Genomic DNA, 17,871 nt, shown 5'->3' on the forward strand with positions numbered 1-17,871 from the left:
GGCGCCTGGGCCGCCCCCCCCCCCCGGCCCCCCCGGCCCCCCGCCCCCCCGCGCCCCCCCCCCCCCCCCCCCCCCCCCCCCCCCCCCCCCCGACAGTGTGCTCGTCTCAAAAATTCACCCGGTTCGAGATCGCGCCGTCCACGACGAGATTGGAGCCCGTGGTGAACCCCGACACCGGGCTTGCCAGAAACACCGCCGCGCTTGCGATCTCCTGTGGCGTTGCCATGCGGCCCGTCGGATTGCGCTTCATCGCATCATTGTAGCGCTCCGGCATCTTCTGCTCGATCATATTCCAGACGCCGCCCTTGAAATAGACCGTGCCGGGCGACACCACGTTGACGCGGATCTTCTTCTTTGCGTATTGCCGCGCCAATCCCTTGGCCATGTGGATCAGCGCCGCCTTGATCGGGCCGTAGGAGCTGGCGAGATCGGCCTGCGCCGCCGAGATCGAGGAGATGATGACGAAGGCGGCATCTCCGCTCTTTTCGCCGCTGGCCTCGAGGAACGGCCGCGCGGCGTCGAACGCATGCACGGCGCCGAGCACGTCGAGCCGGAAGTTCTGCTCCCAGGATGCTGCATCGTGGCCCTGCGCCATCGCGCCGGCATTGGCGAACAGCAGGTCGACGCCGCCGAGCTCCTTTGCAGCGGTCTCGATCCAAGATTTCAGCGCCGCGCCGTCGGTGACGTCGACCGGTCCGCCGCTGGCACGGATTCCGCTTGCCTTGAGTTCAGTGACGGTCGCCGCAACCTGATCCGCGTTGCGCGCGCACACCGCGACATTGGCGCCTTCGCCGGCCAGCGTTGCCGCAATCGCCCGCCCGATGCCGCGCGTGCCGCCGAGGACGATGGCGTTCTTGCCTTTGAGACCGAGATCCATTGTTTGGTTTTCCTTTTTGTTGGTGCAAAGAGTGTAGCCGTTTCAGGAGACATGCTGAACTCTCCAATTCGTCATTGCGAGCGTAGCGAAGCAATCCAGAAATGCATCCGCAGAGACAGTCTGGATTGCTTCGTCGCAAGGGCTCCTCGCAATGACGACGCGGAGAGGCGGTTCCCTCACTCCGGTGCCGCCCCCACCGGCGGGCCGCCGGGCGGGCGGTGCAGGAAGGTCAGCGAGGCGTAGGCGCCGGCCCAAGAGCCGATCGCCGCGAAAGCGACATAGAACGGGTTTTCGGTGTAGCTGATCACGGCGTAGGAGGAGAGCAGGTACCAGACCGCGCTCCAGTTCGCCGCCGGCACGCGCTTGCGCGCGATCACGGCCGAGGTGAACATGACATAGACTGCGTCGGTGGCCGCCGTTGCGATGAACACGGCGCCTGCGGTGAGGGGATCTACGGCAGCCATTGCATTCCTTTCTGCGATCATGACATGGTCGCGAAAACTACAGCATGATCCGGAAAATGCGCAGCGGATTTCCGAAAGGATCATGCTCAAATCTGAAAGGGAGAGAAGCGGTCATGCAAAGCCCCGCCGATATTCTTAGGGATCTCTGGACCTCCATCGGCGGCGACAGGGCCGCGCTCGGACGCGTGCGGCTGACCGGCGAGGAGTCGCAAATTCCGTCCTCATTTCGCGTCGCTGTCGCCGGACAGACGACGATCGCCGCCGCCGGCCTTGCCGCCGCCGAAATCTGGAGACTGCGCAGCGGTGAGACGCAGGACGTCTCCGTCGACATGCGCCACGCCGTCGCCGAATGCCGTTCGGAGCGTTATTTGCGCCTCGACGACAAGCCACCACCGCCAGCCTGGGACGCCATCGCCGGTGTCTACAAGACCGGCGACAACCGCTTCGTCCGCTGTCACACCAATTTCCCGCATCATCGCGACGCCGTCTGCAACGTGCTCGGCTGCGAGCCCGAGCGCGACAAGGTTCAGGCCGCGTTGATGCAATGGAAGGGCGAGGATTTTGAAACTGCGGCCTATGCCGCGGGCGGCGTCGTCGCCCTGATGCGTTCCTACGACGAATGGTCCGCGCTGCCGCAGGCGCGCGCGCTCGCCGAACTGCCGCTGGTCTCGATCGAGAAGATCGGCGAGGCCCCGCCAAAGCCGTGGCCGCAGGGATTGTCGAACGGCGATCGTCCGCTTTCCGGGCTGCGCGTGCTCGATCTCTCGCGCGTCATCGCAGGCCCCGTTGCCGGTCGCACGCTCGCCGCGCACGGCGCGGATGTGCTGCTCGTCTCGGGGCCGGAGCTGCCGGCCATTCCCTGGCTCACCATCGATACCGGCCGCGGCAAGCTCACCACGTTGGTCGAGCTGAAAAGCGAGGCGGGCAGGGCGCAGCTGCGCGAGCTGTTGAAGGGCGCGGACATCTTCTCGCAAGGCTATCGCCCGCGAGCGCTCGCAGCCCTCGGGTTCGCGCCGGAGGATGCAGCGAACATCAATCCCGGCATCGTCTATGTCACGCTGTCGGCCTATGGCCATGCCGGCCCCTGGGCGGAGCGGCGCGGTTTCGATTCACTGGTGCAGACCACGACGGGCTTCAACCACGCCGAGGGGCAGGCCGCGGGCATCGACGGTCCCAAGGAATTGCCGGCGCAGATGCTCGACCATGCCACCGGCTATCTGATGGCGTTCGGTGCGATGATGGCCAAGGCACGCCAGGCCCGCGAGGGCGGGAGCTGGCACGTGCGCGTGTCGCTGGCGCAGACCGGACGCTGGCTGTGGAAGCTCGGCCGGCTCGATGGCGGCCTGGATACCCCGGATCTTACGGGCGAGGCCGTACATGCTGCATTCATCGAGTCCGTGCCATCTGGCTTCGGCACGTTGAAGGCGGTGCGCCATTCTGCGCTGCTGTCGACCACGCCGGCGCGATGGAGCCGCCCGGCGATGCCGCTCGGCAGTCATCCGCCACAGTGGCCGGCGCGAAACTGACGTGAAGCTGACGCGATGCAATATTTTAACGCAAACGGAAAGGTGGCTGGCGTTTTTTAGGTTGTTTGAAATCCCAATTCAGCACTATTAGCGCGACCGATAAGGCAGGCGTCTGCCGAGATCGTCGCAGACTTGACCGGGCCCCATGGTAGTTGAAAATACCAAGCGATTGCAGGTGTTTACAAAACAACGGGTGATCACATCCGTAGTTTTACTGGCACTCGCCTGCGCCGGTGCCTATGGCTTCCTGCGTGCGGGGGCCAAGGAAAAGAGCCACTCCGAGGTCTCCAGCCAGTCGCGCAGGAATGCGCAGAATTTCACGCCGACGCCGTCCGAGTGGGCGACGCTGACGATCGAGCCGGTCAAGGCCAAGACCTTCCGGGCCGAATATGTCACCGAGGGCAAGGTCGCGGTCGACGAGGATCGCTCGACGCCGGTGTTCTCGCCCTATGCGGGCCGGGTGACCAAGCTGCTCGCCAAGCCGGGCGAGATGCTGAAGCAAGGTCAACCGCTGTTCACGATCGAGGCCGCCGACACCGTGCAGGCCCAGAACGATTTCATCGCGGCGATGACCGCGCAGAACAAGGCGAAGTCTGCGATCGATCTTGCCGACATCCAGTTCAGGCGCGCCAAGGACCTCTATGAGGGCCGCGCCATTCCGCTGAAGGACTATCAGCAGGCCGAAACGACCCAGGTCCAGGCGCAGAACGACGTGCGCTCCTCGGGGACGGCGCTGGAAGCCGCGCGCAACAAGCTGCGCATCCTCGGCTTCACCGACGAGACCATCAAGGCATTCCAGGACAAGGGCGTCATCGATCGGGAGATCACGATCTATTCGCCGATCTCCGGCACCGTCGTGCAGCGCAAGATCGGTCCGGGCCAATACGTCAATTCCGGCGCCAGCGATCCGGTCTTCGTGATCGGCGACCTCTCCACGGTCTGGCTCACCGCCTTCGTGCGCGAGAGCGATGCGGCCGCGGTGTGCATCGGCCAGGACATCAGCGTCAACGTGATGGCGCTGCCGGGCCACCCCCTGACCGCCAAGATCAACTACGTCGCCGCCGCCATCGATCCCAACACCCGCCGCCTGCTGGTTCGCGCGACCATCGACAACAAGGACGGCCTGCTCAAGCCGGAAATGTTCGCCAACGTCACGATCTATTCGGCCGGCGACCGTGCCGCGCCGGCGGTGCCGAAGCAGGCTTTGATCTACGAGGCCGACAAGGTCCGCATCTGGGTCGCGCGCGAGGACAAGTCGGTCGAGCTGCGCCAGATCAAGACCGGCCTCATCAATGGCAATTTCGTCGAGGTCACCAGCAATCTGAAGCCAGGCGAGCAGGTCGTCACCAAGGGCAGCCTGTTCATCGACCGCGCGGCGTCCGGTAGCTGATCGACGACCCAAGAAAATTGAAGACCTGAATGGATCGTCTCGTCGCCCTTGCCGTCAACCGGCGCTTCCTGATGGTCGGGATGTTCTTCGCCGTGCTGATCGGCGGCCTGATCGCGTTCAACCAGCTCAACATCGAGGCCTATCCCGATCCGACGCCGCCGATGGTCGACATCGTGACGCAGAGCCCGGGCCTGTCGGCGGAAGAGATCGAGCGCTACATCACGATTCCAATCGAGACCCAGGTCGCGGGTCTGAAGAACCTCACGACGATCCGCACCATCTCGCTCTACGGCCTCTCCGACATCAAGCTCCAGTTCTCCTTCGCCTACACCTATGACGAGGCGCAGCAGCAGGTCTTGAACCGCCTGGCGCAGCTCGCGCCGCTGCCGGGTAATGTGCAGCCGCAGATCTCGCCGCTCAGCCCGATCGGCGAAATCTTCCGCTACCGCCTCGTCGGTCCGCCGAACTACAGCGTGCTCGATCTCAAGACCATCCAGGACTGGATTCTGCAGCGCCGCTTCCGCGCCGTGCCCGGCGTCATCGACGTCACCGGCTGGGGCGGCAAGAGCAAGACCTACGAGCTCCAGGTCGATTTCAACAAGCTGGTCGCCAACGGCCTGACACTGCCGCAATTGCTCCAGGCGGTCAGCAATTCCAACGTCAATGTCGGCGGCAACACCGTCAATATCGGCCAGCAATCGGCCGTGGTACGCGGCGTCGGCCTGATCCGTTCGATCGACGACCTCGCCAACACCATGGTCTCGCAGACCAACGGCAATCCGGTGCTGGTCAAGGACGTCGCCACCGTCACTGTCGGCCAAAAACCCCGTCTCGGCATTGCCGGCATCGACGATTCCGACGACATCGTGCAGGGCATCGTCCTGATGCGCCGCGGTGAGCAAAGCTCGCCAACCATCAAGCGCGTCCACCAGCTCGTTCAAACCATCAACAACTCCAGCATCCTGCCGCCCGGCGTGCGCATCGAGCGCATCTACGATCGCGGGGACCTGATCGAACTCACCACCCACACCGTGTTGCACAACATGGTGGTCGGCATCCTGCTCATCGTACTGTTGCAGTGGATGTTCCTCGGCGATCTCCGCAGCGCGCTGATCGTCGGCGCCACGATTCCGTTCGCGCTGTTCTTCGCCGTGATCATCCTGGTGCTACGCGGGGAATCCGCGAATCTGCTGTCGGTCGGCGCGATCGATTTCGGCCTCATCGTCGACGCCACCGTCATCATGGTGGAAGCGATCTTCCGCCGCCTGACGCAGACCACGCCGGTGTCGGAATCCGAGCAGATGTCGCCCGAGACGCTGTTCGGCATGAAGAGCCACGCCATCCTCAGCGCCGCCGCCGACGTGTCGCGCTCGATCTTCTTTGCCGCCGCCATCATCATCGCGGCGTTCCTGCCGTTGTTCACGCTGTCCGGCGTCGAGGGCAACATCTTCGGGCCGATGGCGCGCACCTATGCCTATGCGCTCGCCGGCGGGCTGCTCGCGACCTTCACGGTTACCCCGGCGCTGTCCGCGATCATTCTGCCTGCGCATCTCGAGGAGACCGAGACGAGGGTCATGCGGATCCTGCACCGGATCTACATGCCGGTGCTGAATTGGGCCGTCGCCAACCGCGGCATCATGCTCGGCGGCGCGGTCGGTCTCGTGCTGATGACGGTGGCGCTCAGCCGCCTGCTCGGCCTCGAATTCCTGCCCAAGCTGGAAGAGGGCAATCTCTGGATCCGCGCCACGCTGCCGCCGACCATCTCGCTCCAGGAAGGCAACACCTACGTCAACGAGATGCGCAAGCTGATCCGTGCCCGGCCCGAGGTGGAATCCGTGGTGTCGCAGCATGGCCGCCCCGATGACGGCACCGACGCTGCCGGCTTCTTCAACGCCGAGTTCTTCGCCCCCCTCAAGCCCGCAAGCCAATGGCCGGGAACGCACGACAAGGAAGAGTTGACCGCGCAGCTGTTGAAGCAGCTCGACGATCGCTTCCCCGGCGTCGAATTCAACTTCTCGCAATATCTCCAGGACAACGTCTCCGAAGCCGTCTCGGGCGTGAAGGGCGAGAACTCGATCAAGCTGTTCGGCAGCGATCTCCAGGCGCTCACCGACACCGCCAACAAGATCAAGTCGGTGCTGGCGACAGTGCAAGGCGTCACCGACCTTGCGGTGTTCACCTCGCTCGGGCAGCCGACCATTCAGATTGACATCGACCGTGCCAAGGCCGCGCGCTATGGGCTCGCGCCCGGCGACATCAACGCCACGATCAAGGTCGCGATCGGCGGCGATACCGCGGGCGATCTCTACGAGCCGGGCTCCGATCGTCACTTCCCGATCATCGTCCGCCTCGCGCCGGAATATCGCAGGAGCGCCGAGGCGATCCAGAATTTGCGCATCGGCGCGCCTGGCCCCAACGGCACCGTCACGCAGATTCCCCTGAGCGAGGTCGCCACCATCAGCCTCGTCTCCGGTGCCGCCTACATCTATCGCGAGCAGCAGGAACGCTATCTGCCGATCAAGTTCTCGGTGCGCGAGCGCGACCTCGGCAGCGCGATCCGCGAGGCGCAACAGAAGGTCGCCGAGCAGGTGCAGCTGCCGCCCGGCGCGCACATGGACTGGGTCGGCGAGTTCGGCAATCTCCAGGACGCCATCCGCCGGCTGTCGATCGTGGTGCCGATCTCGCTGGCGCTGATCGGCGTGCTGCTCTGGTTCAATTTCGGCTCGATGACCGACACGCTGCTCGCCATGAGCGTGATTCCGATGGCGATCTTCGGCGGCGTGCTCGGTCTCTTGATCACCGGCACCGCCTTCAGCGTCTCCGCCGCGATCGGATTCATCGCGCTGTTCGGCATTGCGGTCATGGACGGCATCATCATCCTGTCGCAGTTCAACCAGCTGATCGAAGAAGGCATGGACCGCGTGAGCGCGGTGATACGCACCGGCGAGTTGCAGCTCCGGCCGGTGCTGATGACCTGCGTCGTTGCCGGCGTCGGCCTGCTGCCGGCGGCGCTGTCGGAAGGCATCGGCTCGCAGGTGCAGAAGCCGCTCGCCGTCGTCGTCGTCACCGGCATGATGCTCGCGCCGGTCGTGATCCTGGTGACCTTGCCGGTCCTGATCTCCTTCTTCTCCCGCCGCGCGCGCTGATCGCGCGCCGTCGCCGCGCCTCAGAATCCGTAGAGACGCGCGGGATTGTCGACCAGGATCTTCTTGCGCACCTCCGCATCCGGCGCCCACACAGGAAGCTGGTTGAGGAGCCGGCCGTCTTCGATCTGATAGAAGGGCGCGATGTCGGTGGGCTTGCGTCCCTCGACGGGGCTGGAATCCGGATGCGGCCAGTCGGTGCCCCAGACGATGCGGTCCGGGTTCGCCGCGATCAGCGCCCGGGCATAGGGCACCATGTCCTGATAGTCGGGCGCGAGGTTCGACGAGCGATAGGCTCCCGAGATCTTCACATAGGCCTTGCCGGATTTGACGAGCGCGACCAGGTCGGAGAATCCCGGCTGCTCCAGTCCGAGCGACGCCTCGAGGCCGCCGAAATGGTCGAACACGGCCGGCACGGGCGAAGCCAGCACGAGCTCCTTGATCGCCGAGATCATCGGCAGCGTGGTGTAGAGCTGCACGTGCCAGCCGCGCGCCTTCATGCGCTCGACGGCGGCGGTGAAGCGCGCGCGGCCGACATTCGGATCGCTGACGCCGCCGGTGGCGAGATTGATGCGACTGCCGCGAAAACCGTCCGCCTGCATCGCGTCGAGCTGTGCTTCGGTCGTCTTGTCGTCGATCACGGCCACTCCGCGCGCTGTCGCGCCGCGCGCCTTCATGCCGAACAAGGTGGAGGAATTGTCGGTGCCGTAGACGCTCGGCGTCACGATCACCACGCGCTCGATATGCAGCGCCTTGTGCAGCGCCGCCATTTCCTCGGGGCTTGCCGGTTCCGGCGTATAGACGCGCCCCGCGAAGAACGGAAACTTTTCGACGTCACCATGGATGTGCGTGTGGCAATCGCAGGCAAGGGCCGGAACGTCGAAATCGACCGGCGTCGCGGGCTGCGCCGCACGGGCGTGAGCTTTGTTGGTCATGGCTACTCCGGCGGCAAGGGAGGCAAGCAGGACGCTGCGTCGGTTGAGCATGGTTCTCTCCCTGCTTCGTTATTTTTGAGGTGGGACCGGAACGGTATCACATCAGCCGGGTAACCAACTCCGCTTCGCTGCATAGCTGCTCGACAAGATCCGCAAGCCGGCGTGAGCCGTCGATCCGCACGACCGGGCAGGGCAGGCCCGCGAGCCAGGCTTCATCTTTTGTGAGACTGCGGCCCTCGCGATCGCCGGCTTCGTAGCGCGAGGCCCATTCGACGAACGACTCCGTCTCCTCATGACGCCAGCCACCCTGTGCGACGGCATCAGCTCCGAAATGCGTAGCCTCGCGGCCACGCAGGCGCTGCAAGCGAAGCTCGCGCGGCGTCGTCACGAAGACGACAAGATCGAAGAACGGGACGAGCTCGTCGCCCCAGCCGGTGACGGTTCCGCTCAGCACCCAATCGAGACGCGGCAGAAACATTTCGCGCATCAGGCGCAGACGATCCGCGGCAGTGCGTGTCGTCTGGTAGGGCGGCGCGGTCGGCAGCCAGAAATAATCGTCGCTGTCGTGATGCGGCAGCGCAAGCCGGCCGGCGAGCGCGCGACCGAGCGTCGTCACGCCGGAGCCCGAAGCTCCCATCAGATGGATGCGGCGGCTCTTCATCGGCATCAGGCCAGACGATTTGAAACTACTGCCCCGACGGCGTGCGCAGGCCGTGCCAGGCGTCGCGGACCTGCTGGTAATGCACCTCGGGCAGATAGTCCGGCGTGTTGAGGCTAAGCGTCTTGACGTCGAGATGGCCGACGGCGCTGAGCAGCGTGTAGGAGGCGATGACGCGGTCGCGCAGTGCGCCGATCAGGCGGGCCTTGGCCTGGATCAAATCGGCCTGCGAGTTCAGCACGTCCACCGTCGTGCGCTGCCCGCCGGCGGCCTCGCGCTGCACGCCCTGGAGCGCGACGGTCGCGGCCTTCACCTCTGATTCGGAAGCGGAGACCGTGATCTTGGCGCCCTCATTGGCGACCCAGGCGCTGGTCGCCGCCGTGCGCGCCTGGTTGCGGACCTGGTCGAGCACGAGCCGGCTCTGCGCCGTGATCTCCTTGGCCTGTCGGGTCTGTGCGGCGGCCTGGCCGCCGTCGTAGATCGGCGCGGTGACGTTGGCGACGATCGAGGCCTGGTCTTCGGCGATGGTGCTCAGCGTCGGGTCGTTGCTGCGGCTCTTGCTGGCGCTGCCCTGAAGACTGGCGCTCGGCAGCAGCGCGCCCTCGGCGACGCGGATGTTGGTCGAGGCGACATCGACGTCGAAGCCCGCCGCCATCACCGCCGGGTGCTGGCGGATCGCCGTCGTCAGCGCATCCTCGCGGCTCTTCGGCAGATAGCGGTCGACGACTTCGGCGGGCCGAAGCTGCGTTGGCGCATTGCCGATCACCTGCGCGTAGACCGCCTGGCTCACCGCCAGCGCGACTTCCGCGGCGTTGAGATCGGCGAGCCCCCGGCTGAGCCGCGCCTCGGCCTGGGCGCTGTCGGTCGGCGTGACGTCGCCGGCGTTGAGGCGGCGCTGAGTGACGGCGAGCGTCTCGCGCAGGAACGCGACGTTGGAGCGTTGCGCCTCGACCAGTGACTGGTTGGCGAGCACGTTGGTGTAGGCGGTGACCGCGTCGAGCAGCACGCCCTGACCGACATTGCGCAGCGCCTCGCGGCCGGACTGCACCTGAAGTTCCGCGGCGCGGACGCTGTTGGCGGTGCGGAACCCGTTGAACAGGGTCTGCGTCACGGTGACGCCGATGATCCACGGCTTCAGATTGGCGGTCTGGATCGTGTTGTCGGGCAGCAAATTGCGCACCGATTGCAGGCCGGCGCTGAGGCTTGCCACGATCTGCGGCCGGTAGCCGGCGAGCGCCTGCGGCACGTTTTCATCCGTGGCGCGTTGCCGCGCGCGCTCGGCATTGAGCTGCGGGTTGGTCTGGTAGGCCTTGGCGAGCGCCTCCGGCAGGGCTTCCGCCCATGCGGCTGAGGGCAGGGCGCAACAGAGCGCCAGCGTGGTCCATGTCGCAAGCACAGGACCCACGCCCGATCGATGCCGCGTCATCACGCGACCAACTCTGGCGGCACGCCCAATCATGTAATCCTGCTAAACCCCGGCTGTCCGCCCCCGCCGACGGTGGCCTCTTAACTGTTTAACCAGCCGGGGTCCCGCAGGCAAACTGCCGCGGGGAAAACCCCCATCTATTCCGTGCTTGTTGCAGGTGCGTCACAGGGTTTCTGCACCAGAGCGGCGAAGCCTTACACCAGCCTGACCGCCCGCGGCTATTACCGGTTCTTGTTCACCGGCTTGCGCTTCTCGATGAACGCCGCCATGCCCTCGGAGCGGTCCTCCAGCGCGAAGGTCGCGTGAAACAGGTTGCGCTCGACGCTCATGCCTTCGGCGAGCGTGGTCTCGAAGGCGCGGTTGACCGCTTCCTTGGCCATGGCGACGGCGGGCCGCGACATCGATGCGATCTTCTCGGCGGCTTCCATGACCTCGTCCATGAGCCTGTCGGCGGGCACGATGCGGCTGACGAGGCCTGAGCGCTCCGCTTCCGCCGCATCCATCATGCGGCCGGTGAGGCAGAGGTCCATCGCCTTCGACTTGCCGATCGCGCGGGTCAGGCGCTGGGTGCCGCCGATGCCGGGAATGGTGCCGAGCGTGATTTCGGGCTGGCCGAACTTGGCGGTGTCGGCGGCGATGATGAAGTCGCACATCATGGCGAGCTCGCAGCCGCCGCCGAGCGCATAGCCCGCGACCGCGGCGATGGTCGGCTTGCGGCAGCGCGCGACGCGGTCGCCGCCGATCGCGGCGAAATCCTCGGAGAACATGTCGATGAAGCCTTTCGGCTGCATCTCCTTGATGTCGGCGCCGGCGGCAAAGGCCTTCTCGCTGCCGGTCACGACGATGCAGCCGATGGCGTCATCGGCCTCGAGATCGTCGACGGCCGCGGCGATCTCGCGGAAGACGCCGAAGGAGAGCGCATTGAGCATCTTCGGCCGGTTCAGCTTGATGATGCCGACCGCGCCTTTGCTCTCGACGATGATGTGTTCGAACGTGCTCATGCTCCACCCACGCGTTTAATTGGGCGGGCAATGTGCCCGCTGGCGCGGTGGGCTTCAAGGGCCGAAAAGCTGTCGGAACGAGGCCGTGGGGGGGGGGGGGGGGGGGGGGCCCGGGGGCCCCCCCCCCCCCCCCCCCCCCACCACCCCCCCCCCCCGCGCCGCGCGCGCGCGCCGCCCCGCCCCCCCCCCCCCCCGGGCGCCCCCCCGCGGCCCCCCCCCGGAGGTCCCTCACCCCAAAATCAGGCCAAAAATCAGGCCAAGCATCAAGCGAAGAACATGCGTGCGGCAGAGGCCAGCGTCAGCAGCGTGCCGACGCCGATGAAGATCTTGCCGATCAGCGAGCTCTGGTCCCAGGCCGAGCTGTGGCTGCTCGCCATCACCGGCGCCGGCCGCGCGTCGGTTGCGGCGATCACCGCCTTCTGTGCCGGCGGGTCCTGTTGGAGGGCGCGGTCGATGTCGTTGAGCTGATCGGGCGCCACCACCTGAGCCTCGTCATTCGGCGCGGTGGTATTATCGGCTGCAGCCTGAACGTTGTCGTTGGCGCGGCCGGTCAACGCGGAGGCCGCGGCAGCCGTCGGCGTATCGGCTGCGGCGATCTGCGCGTTGGCGTTGGCGACTGCCGGCGGCATCTGGCTCAAGGCCGGCACGTCGTTTTCGGCCTTCGCCGCGCCGTCCTTCTTGTCGGCCTTGTCGTCGGATTTCTGCGCCGTCTTGCCGCTGTCGCGGTGGCGCGATGCATGGTGCCGCTGCTTGCTCGGCTTGACTACGTCGGCCTGGTTGCTCGCGCTGTCCGATTTGCTGCTTGCGGCTGAACTCGGTGCCGCCTGTGCAGCGGCTCCGACCAGCACGAAAAGGCCGGCAAGAAGAATCAGTGCGGCGCGCCCGCTGGCTTTCATCATGTTGACGATCTCCCCAATTCCGCCTGTCCCGGGACCGAACAGAGCCCCTGGGGCGTGACCACAGCGGGGCAAAAAATGGGAATCTTCGGGCTATCCCGGGCAAAAGCGGGGCAAACCGCCGCCTCGCAACCGGCCGCCGGATGCGGACGGGACCGATCGGTGTTATGAGCCGTCGCGGGTTTCGACGGCCGCATCGCGTGGCGAGGCACGGCGAAGATCACGAAGTCGTGATCGTTCTGGTGCCGGCGTAACAAACTGAAAGAGCTGCCGAATTGCATGGTGAGGGCGCGTGCGCGGACGTGAGGACGAGTGGACCGGCCTGATGCGGTCGGCCATGGCAGGCGATGATGCGGCGTATCATCGCCTGTTGAAGGCGGTCACGCCTGTGCTGCGCGCTGCCGCGAGGCGGGGTCTGGCGCGGGCCGGGCAGCCTCCCGACCAGGCCGAGGATATCGTGCAGGAGATTTTGTTGGCGGTGCATCTGAAGCGGCACACCTGGGACAGCGAAGCCCCCTTCGCCCCGTGGCTGTTTGCGATCGGGCGCAACAAGCTGATCGATGCGCTCCGGCGGCGGGGCCGGCGGGTCTTCGTCAACATCGACGATTTCGCCGAGACGCTGCCGGGCGAGGCGCCGCAGGAGACAGCCTCGGCGGCCGAGGTCGCAACGCAGCTCGATACGCTGCCGCAGCGCCAGCGCGACGTGCTGCAGTCGATCGCCGTCGACAGCGCTTCGATCAAGGACACGGCGTCAAAGTTTTCGATGAGCGAAGGTGCGGTGCGGGTCGCGCTGCATCGCGGACTTGCGGCGCTGACTGCCAAACTGCGGGACCACTAGTCATGGATACCGATCAACTCATTCGCTCGCTCGCGGCCGACAACGCGCATCGCGCGCCGCGCGTCGGCGCCGTGCTGACGATGGCGCTGCTGGTGGCGGCACCGTTCTCGATCCTGATCTTCGCCAGCTTCCTGGGCGTGCGGCCCGACGTGATGACCGCGATGCATAATCCGTTCTTCGACACGAAGTTCGCGGTCACGCTGTCGCTTGCGATCCCCGCGATCATCGTCAGCCTGCATCTGTCGCGGCCCGAAGCCTTGATGCGCGGCTGGGGCTGGCTGCTGCTGCTTCCCGTCGGCCTGCTTGCGGTTGCGATCGGCAGCGAGACCATGATGGCTCCGGCGATGCCGATGACGATGCGGCTGGTGGGCAAGAACTCCCGGGTGTGCATGCTCGCGATCCCCGCGATGTCGCTGCCGCTGCTTGCGGGCGCGCTGTTCGGCCTGCGCCACGGCGCGCCGTCGCATCCTGCACTCGCCGGCGCGCTCGCCGGCCTGCTGTCGGCCGGCCTTGCCGCAACGCTCTACGCCTCGCACTGCACCGACGACTCGCCGCTGTTCGTCGCGACCTGGTACACGATCGCGACGGCGCTCGTGACCGCGATCGGCGCCTACGCGGGTTCGAAAGTTTTGCGCTACTAGCGCGCCGGCCTCACGCCACCGGCGTCGTGCCCTGCTGCATGCGGTGGAAGCGCAGCACCTGCTGCGCGGTCGATGAGCGCAGGGCCTCGTAGGCATCGCGCAGCGTCAGCATGTCGGTCTTCGAGCCGCCCGAGAGCTTTTCGCGCATGGCGATGATCGCGCGGACGCTCGACCATTGCATGCCCGCGACCTTGGCGAGGACCATCACACCCTCGTTGCGGCTCTCGATCATCATGTTCTCGGCGGTCTCGACCGCGACGCCCGCGAGCGCCGCGAGCCCCGCATTGGTCTCGTCGAACTTGCCCTGCTCGGCGAAGCTGGTGACCTGGAACTCGTTGAGACGACCATCCTCGTGCAGCGATCTCACCAGCGCGCGCGCCATTTCGGTCTGCCTGGTCATGGCGGCGGCGCGGACCCGCTGGGTCGCTTCCTGGACCACGCTGGACACTTCGTCCGCGAGCTCCGGATGCGCGGTCTCGAGCTTCCTGCGCACGCTCAGGGACGCCTTGGCGATCAGCTTCAGGTAGTGATGGCGCGGCAGGTCGGGCCGCAGGCCGATGCAGGTGGCGAGGTCATCGTCGCGTTCGGCGCGCGTGACGAGGTCGGTGAAACTTCCCTCGGAGAGCTGCGCGCCCGGATTGCTGACGGTCGATTGCACGACGTCTTCGTTGCCGCGCGCCACCAGCACGTCGGTCAGTGCTTCCGACAGCACCCGCCGCAGCGAGATCGCCTTGAGATGCGCCTGGCTCCTGGTGCGCGCGATCTCGATCAGGGTCGCCTCGTCCAGCCGTTCCGATTTCGAGAGCACGGGTCCGGAGACTTCGATCACCTCGTCGAGCGCGAGCGTGCGGATGATCTTGGGCGGCGCGGCCGCGATCGGCGCGAGACGGTTGGCGAGCAGCGTTCTCGCCGAGGCCTCGATCTGCTCGATCAGGCACTGGAACACGTCGTCGAACACCCTGATGTGCTCGTCGGAATAATCCACCGCATTGTTGATGAAGAGATCGGTGACGCGGCGCAGGGCCTCGACCCGGCGCGCGACGGTGCCGTGCGAGAGCGCGGTCTGCAATTCCTCAAGCAGGTTCTCGGATGGTTTTTCGGATTTCGATCTCATGGCCCTGTCCTGGAGCGTTCGGTCCGGCTGCGGCTTCCGCGCAGCTAGGAAAAAATGGATTAGTCAGCTCGTTGCAATACGGTTGCGCCCTTGCGCCTTGGCGGAATAAAGCGCGCTGTCGGCGCGTGCGAGAAACGTGTCGGCAGTATCGTTGTCGCGCAGCGTCACGACGCCCGCGGAAATCGTCACCCGCATGCCCGGGGAAAATGCACTCCAGTCGAGATCGGCGACGATGCCGCGCAGCCGCTCGAGCATGCGCCCCGCCGCGCCGCCGTCGGTGCCCGGCAGCAGCAGCAGAAATTCCTCGCCGCCATAGCGGCCGAAAAAGTCGGCCGGGCGGATATTTGCAAAAATGGTGATGGCGAAGGTGCGCAGCACCTCGTCGCCGACGGGGTGGCCGTGGGCGTCGTTGATGCGCTTGAACCAGTCGAGGTCGATCAGCGCGATGGCGCAAGGTGCGGACGCCAGCTGCGACTTTTCGACCTCTGCATCGAGCAGCCGCATGATGCAGCGGCGGTTGTAGGAGCCGGTGAGCTCGTCGAGCTCGGCTAGCTCCTCGATGCGCTGATAGGCGGCCTTCAGCTCGATGCTGCGCCGGTACAGGACCTTTCGCAGGGTGGCGCCGAACAGGCCGAGGAAGGCGCACTGGCCGATCACCAGGACGAAGCACAGCATCGAGGCGGTCCGCTGGAGCTTCGTGGCGACTGGCATGCCGATCGGCAGGTCGGAGGCGAGGAAGACGGCCGCGAGGCAGGTCGTCGCGATCGCCCAGGTGAACATCGCCTGCGCCGAGGTCATGCGCAGCGTGCCGAAGGCGAAGATCAGGAACAGCACGCTGATGAAGGCGATGCCGAGGGTCGGCACCGACACCAGGAAGATGAACTGCAGCGCCATGTGCGCCGAGATCTGGAAGACGGTGAGATAATGGTCGCTGTGTCTGTCGCCGACGCCGGCTTCCGACATCACGACGAAGATGCCGATGATCATCAGGCCGCCGACCCAGAACAGCGACGGAACGTTCATCGGGACGACGCCGTCATGGGCATAGATCAGCAGCACGAAGGCGCCGAGCGAGTAGCTTGCGACCTGGCCGACATACATCTGCCGGCGTTGCCGGACCCGGCGTGCTCGTACCTCGGGCGCAGCCGCGTCGGGCATGAGAACGAGATCCGCGACCTCAGCGGCATTCCTCTCCGGTAAGGTCGTCGCGGCCGTGCTCATTGTCCCGCCAAGGGTGAATGTCGCCCAAAAATCTACGCGGCAAGCCTTTAGGTTTGGTATCCTTCGAAATCGAATCCAAACGGTGCAGCGCGCAACAGGGTGACAGCGGCCGGCGGGGAAATTTGCCGGCGATTAGGCATCGTTGGCGACGGGGTCGAGCCAAAGCAGGGCTTGGTGAGACATACGTCGTGCAGGGCTGCTATGGTTCCATCATGTCGGGCCGTCCGCGCCGGACGGCATTGCGCAGGGAATGCTTCATTACTATGTTACCGTTATCGAGCGAGCCGGCCAACCGCCGCGGGTGGCAAAAGGAAAATTCGCGTATGTGGGGTAGATCACACAGACCCCCGTGTGACTGCGGTAGGCTGAAGAATTTCGCCCCGCCCGTCGAACCGTCCGCCGCGCCGACCCGACCAACTTTGCGAGACGGGCATTGAGCGTGACACAGGCGGCTTCGGACGAGGTCCTCATCGCCAGGATCGCTCAAGGTGACCGGCTCGCCATGCAGGTGCTGTACGGGCGGCACCATGTCAGGGTCTACAGGTTCGGGCTAAGGCTCGTGCGGGACGAGCAGGCGGCGGAAGACCTCATCAGCGAGGTGTTTCTCGACGTCTGGCGTCAAGCCGGCAAGTTCGAGGGTCGATCCGCCGTTTCCACCTGGCTGCTGGCAATCACCCGATTCAAGGCCCTGTCTGCGCTCCGGCGCAGGAAGGACGTTGGGTTGGACGACGAAGCTGCCAACGCGATCGAGGATTCGTCTGACGATCCGGAAATCGCGGTGCAGAAAAAGGATACCAGTGAAGCGTTGCGGGAGTGTCTGACGGGCCTCTCGCCGGACCACCGGGAAATCGTCGATCTCGTCTACTACCACGAGAAATCCGTGGAAGAAGTGGCCGAAATCGTCGGTATTCCGGAGAACACTGTGAAGACGCGCTTGTTCTATGCGCGCAAGAAACTGGCCGAACTGCTGAAGGCAGCCGGCGTTGAGCGAGGCTGGCCATGATGGCATTGAGCAAAAAGATGCTGGAGCAAGAGCCCAGTGAAATTGAACTGCTACTGCCCTGGCACGCCGCCGGTACGCTGAACGCGCGTGACGCTCGCCGCGTCGAGGAAGCGCTGGCGCGTGATCCGGCGCTTGCAAAGCAATATGCCGCGATCCGCGGCGAGTACGAAGAGACCATCCATCTGAACGAGAGCTTAGGGGCCCCGTCGGCGCGGGCGATGCAGAAGCTGTTCGCCGCGATCGATGCCGAGCCGGCGCGGCCGGTCGGTTCGCTGCCGCTCTCGGCGCGCATCGCGACCTTCTTCTCGAGCCTGTCGCCGCGTACGCTGGCCTGGTCGGCGAGCCTGGGTGCCATCGCGCTGCTGCTCCAGGCCGGCATCATCGGCGCCGTGCTGATGAAGACCCAGCCCGCGACCTTCGAGACCGCTTCGCTGTCGGTCGGCGCGCCGATCACGCGTGAGCTTGGAGCTCCACCTGCGCGCGCGCTGGTGCGCTTCACGCCCGAGGCGCGCGTCGCCGACATCACCGCGCTGCTCGACAGCTACCAGGCTTCGATCATCGGCGATGCCAAGGGCGGCATGTTCCGTCTCCAGTTCGATAAGGCGATGGGCCGGGACGAGCTCGCCTCGCTGCTCGGCAGGATGTCGCGCGAGAAGTTCGTCAACCTCGACGCCGAGACCGGCGAGCAGGAGTGCAGCTCCGACCGATGAAGCGTAGGCCCCGGCTCGCGACTTACTC

Annotated in this window: 16 protein-coding genes; 7 read left to right on the forward strand and 9 right to left on the reverse strand. The window is 65.8% G+C overall.

Annotated elements, in window-relative coordinates:
* Positions 1-106: 106 nt before the first annotated feature.
* Positions 107-877, reverse strand: a complete 771-nt coding sequence (locus tag AC0L3X_RS43650; RefSeq protein WP_063984617.1) for an SDR family NAD(P)-dependent oxidoreductase — start codon at positions 875-877, stop codon at positions 107-109.
* A gap of 176 nt (positions 878-1,053) precedes the next feature.
* Positions 1,054-1,341, reverse strand: a complete 288-nt coding sequence (locus AC0L3X_RS43655; RefSeq protein ID WP_063984616.1) for a hypothetical protein — start codon at positions 1,339-1,341, stop codon at positions 1,054-1,056.
* A gap of 113 nt (positions 1,342-1,454) precedes the next feature.
* On the opposite strand from AC0L3X_RS43655, the gene AC0L3X_RS43660 reads away from it, so the two are divergent.
* From AC0L3X_RS43660 to AC0L3X_RS43670, 3 genes are all read left to right on the forward strand, one after another.
* Entirely contained in the window at positions 1,455-2,867 is a 1,413-nt protein-coding gene (locus tag AC0L3X_RS43660; RefSeq protein ID WP_063984615.1) for a CoA transferase, read from the forward strand.
* A gap of 145 nt (positions 2,868-3,012) precedes the next feature.
* The gene (locus tag AC0L3X_RS43665; RefSeq protein ID WP_063984614.1) at positions 3,013-4,257 is read left to right on the forward strand and encodes an efflux RND transporter periplasmic adaptor subunit; all 1,245 of its coding nucleotides are present in this window, start codon (positions 3,013-3,015) and stop codon (positions 4,255-4,257) included.
* Positions 4,258-4,286: 29 nt separating this feature from the next.
* Positions 4,287-7,403, forward strand: a complete 3,117-nt coding sequence (locus tag AC0L3X_RS43670) for an efflux RND transporter permease subunit (protein ID WP_063984613.1) — start codon at positions 4,287-4,289, stop codon at positions 7,401-7,403.
* 20 nt (positions 7,404-7,423) lie between these two features.
* Here AC0L3X_RS43670 and AC0L3X_RS43675 read toward each other — a convergent pair whose 3' ends face one another.
* From AC0L3X_RS43675 to AC0L3X_RS43695, 5 genes are all read right to left on the reverse strand, one after another.
* Positions 7,424-8,386: an amidohydrolase family protein gene (locus AC0L3X_RS43675; protein WP_063984612.1), complete on the reverse strand. Its 963-nt coding sequence runs from the start codon at positions 8,384-8,386 to the stop codon at positions 7,424-7,426.
* A 46-nt stretch (positions 8,387-8,432) separates the two neighbouring features.
* A complete protein-coding gene (locus tag AC0L3X_RS43680) occupies positions 8,433-8,996 on the reverse strand; it encodes a P-loop NTPase family protein (RefSeq protein WP_063986554.1) in 564 nt (187 codons plus the stop codon).
* Positions 8,997-9,021: 25 nt separating this feature from the next.
* On the reverse strand, positions 9,022-10,452 hold the full coding sequence (locus AC0L3X_RS43685) for a TolC family outer membrane protein (protein ID WP_283018544.1): 1,431 nt from the start codon (positions 10,450-10,452) through the stop codon (positions 9,022-9,024).
* Between the two features lie 188 nt (positions 10,453-10,640).
* Complete coding sequence (locus AC0L3X_RS43690) at positions 10,641-11,420, reverse strand: enoyl-CoA hydratase (protein ID WP_063984610.1); 780 nt, start codon at positions 11,418-11,420, stop codon at positions 10,641-10,643.
* A 263-nt stretch (positions 11,421-11,683) separates the two neighbouring features.
* Positions 11,684-12,319 (reverse strand): hypothetical protein, encoded by a 636-nt coding sequence (locus AC0L3X_RS43695; protein WP_063984609.1) that lies wholly within the window; start codon positions 12,317-12,319, stop codon positions 11,684-11,686.
* Positions 12,320-12,608: 289 nt separating this feature from the next.
* On the opposite strand from AC0L3X_RS43695, the gene AC0L3X_RS43700 reads away from it, so the two are divergent.
* Both AC0L3X_RS43700 and AC0L3X_RS43705 read left to right on the forward strand, forming a co-directional pair.
* The gene (locus tag AC0L3X_RS43700; RefSeq protein WP_028146986.1) at positions 12,609-13,154 is read left to right on the forward strand and encodes a sigma-70 family RNA polymerase sigma factor; all 546 of its coding nucleotides are present in this window, start codon (positions 12,609-12,611) and stop codon (positions 13,152-13,154) included.
* A gap of 2 nt (positions 13,155-13,156) precedes the next feature.
* Positions 13,157-13,795, forward strand: a complete 639-nt coding sequence (locus AC0L3X_RS43705; protein WP_014496784.1) for an NrsF family protein — start codon at positions 13,157-13,159, stop codon at positions 13,793-13,795.
* A 10-nt stretch (positions 13,796-13,805) separates the two neighbouring features.
* Here the strand turns inward: AC0L3X_RS43705 and AC0L3X_RS43710 are convergent, their stop codons facing one another.
* Together AC0L3X_RS43710 and AC0L3X_RS43715 are read right to left on the reverse strand one after the other, a co-directional pair.
* Positions 13,806-14,909, reverse strand: coding sequence for a DUF2336 domain-containing protein (locus AC0L3X_RS43710; protein ID WP_063984608.1), 1,104 nt, complete (start codon positions 14,907-14,909; stop codon positions 13,806-13,808).
* Positions 14,910-14,972: 63 nt separating this feature from the next.
* Positions 14,973-16,130 (reverse strand): GGDEF domain-containing protein, encoded by a 1,158-nt coding sequence (locus AC0L3X_RS43715; RefSeq protein WP_063984607.1) that lies wholly within the window; start codon positions 16,128-16,130, stop codon positions 14,973-14,975.
* Between the two features lie 433 nt (positions 16,131-16,563).
* Here AC0L3X_RS43715 and AC0L3X_RS43720 point away from each other — a divergent pair, with 433 nt between their 5' ends.
* Both AC0L3X_RS43720 and AC0L3X_RS43725 read left to right on the forward strand, forming a co-directional pair.
* Complete coding sequence (locus AC0L3X_RS43720) at positions 16,564-17,133, forward strand: sigma-70 family RNA polymerase sigma factor (RefSeq protein ID WP_008140099.1); 570 nt, start codon at positions 16,564-16,566, stop codon at positions 17,131-17,133.
* Entirely contained in the window at positions 17,130-17,843 is a 714-nt protein-coding gene (locus AC0L3X_RS43725) for a hypothetical protein (protein ID WP_473317467.1), read from the forward strand. The genes AC0L3X_RS43720 and AC0L3X_RS43725 overlap by 4 nt, the downstream gene beginning before the upstream one ends.
* Positions 17,844-17,871: the final 28 nt, after the last annotated feature.

This window comes from Bradyrhizobium sp. MI1.7, from assembly GCF_055811795.1.

Bases quoted from the DNA above. Each gene is read 5' to 3' on its own strand.
- AC0L3X_RS43650 (WP_063984617.1), bottom strand. From the start codon at position 877: ATGGATCTCGGTCTCAAAGGCAAGAACGCCATCGTCCTCGGCGGCACG.
- AC0L3X_RS43655 (WP_063984616.1), bottom strand. From the start codon at position 1,341: ATGGCTGCCGTAGATCCCCTCACCGCAGGCGCCGTGTTCATCGCAACG.
- AC0L3X_RS43660 (WP_063984615.1), top strand. From the start codon at position 1,455: ATGCAAAGCCCCGCCGATATTCTTAGGGATCTCTGGACCTCCATCGGC.
- AC0L3X_RS43665 (WP_063984614.1), top strand. From the start codon at position 3,013: ATGGTAGTTGAAAATACCAAGCGATTGCAGGTGTTTACAAAACAACGG.
- AC0L3X_RS43670 (WP_063984613.1), top strand. From the start codon at position 4,287: ATGGATCGTCTCGTCGCCCTTGCCGTCAACCGGCGCTTCCTGATGGTC.
- AC0L3X_RS43675 (WP_063984612.1), bottom strand. From the start codon at position 8,386: ATGCTCAACCGACGCAGCGTCCTGCTTGCCTCCCTTGCCGCCGGAGTA.
- AC0L3X_RS43680 (WP_063986554.1), bottom strand. From the start codon at position 8,996: ATGAAGAGCCGCCGCATCCATCTGATGGGAGCTTCGGGCTCCGGCGTG.
- AC0L3X_RS43685 (WP_283018544.1), bottom strand. From the start codon at position 10,452: ATGATTGGGCGTGCCGCCAGAGTTGGTCGCGTGATGACGCGGCATCGA.
- AC0L3X_RS43690 (WP_063984610.1), bottom strand. From the start codon at position 11,420: ATGAGCACGTTCGAACACATCATCGTCGAGAGCAAAGGCGCGGTCGGC.
- AC0L3X_RS43695 (WP_063984609.1), bottom strand. From the start codon at position 12,319: ATGATGAAAGCCAGCGGGCGCGCCGCACTGATTCTTCTTGCCGGCCTT.
- AC0L3X_RS43705 (WP_014496784.1), top strand. From the start codon at position 13,157: ATGGATACCGATCAACTCATTCGCTCGCTCGCGGCCGACAACGCGCAT.
- AC0L3X_RS43710 (WP_063984608.1), bottom strand. From the start codon at position 14,909: ATGAGATCGAAATCCGAAAAACCATCCGAGAACCTGCTTGAGGAATTG.
- AC0L3X_RS43715 (WP_063984607.1), bottom strand. From the start codon at position 16,130: ATGAGCACGGCCGCGACGACCTTACCGGAGAGGAATGCCGCTGAGGTC.
- AC0L3X_RS43725 (WP_473317467.1), top strand. From the start codon at position 17,130: ATGATGGCATTGAGCAAAAAGATGCTGGAGCAAGAGCCCAGTGAAATT.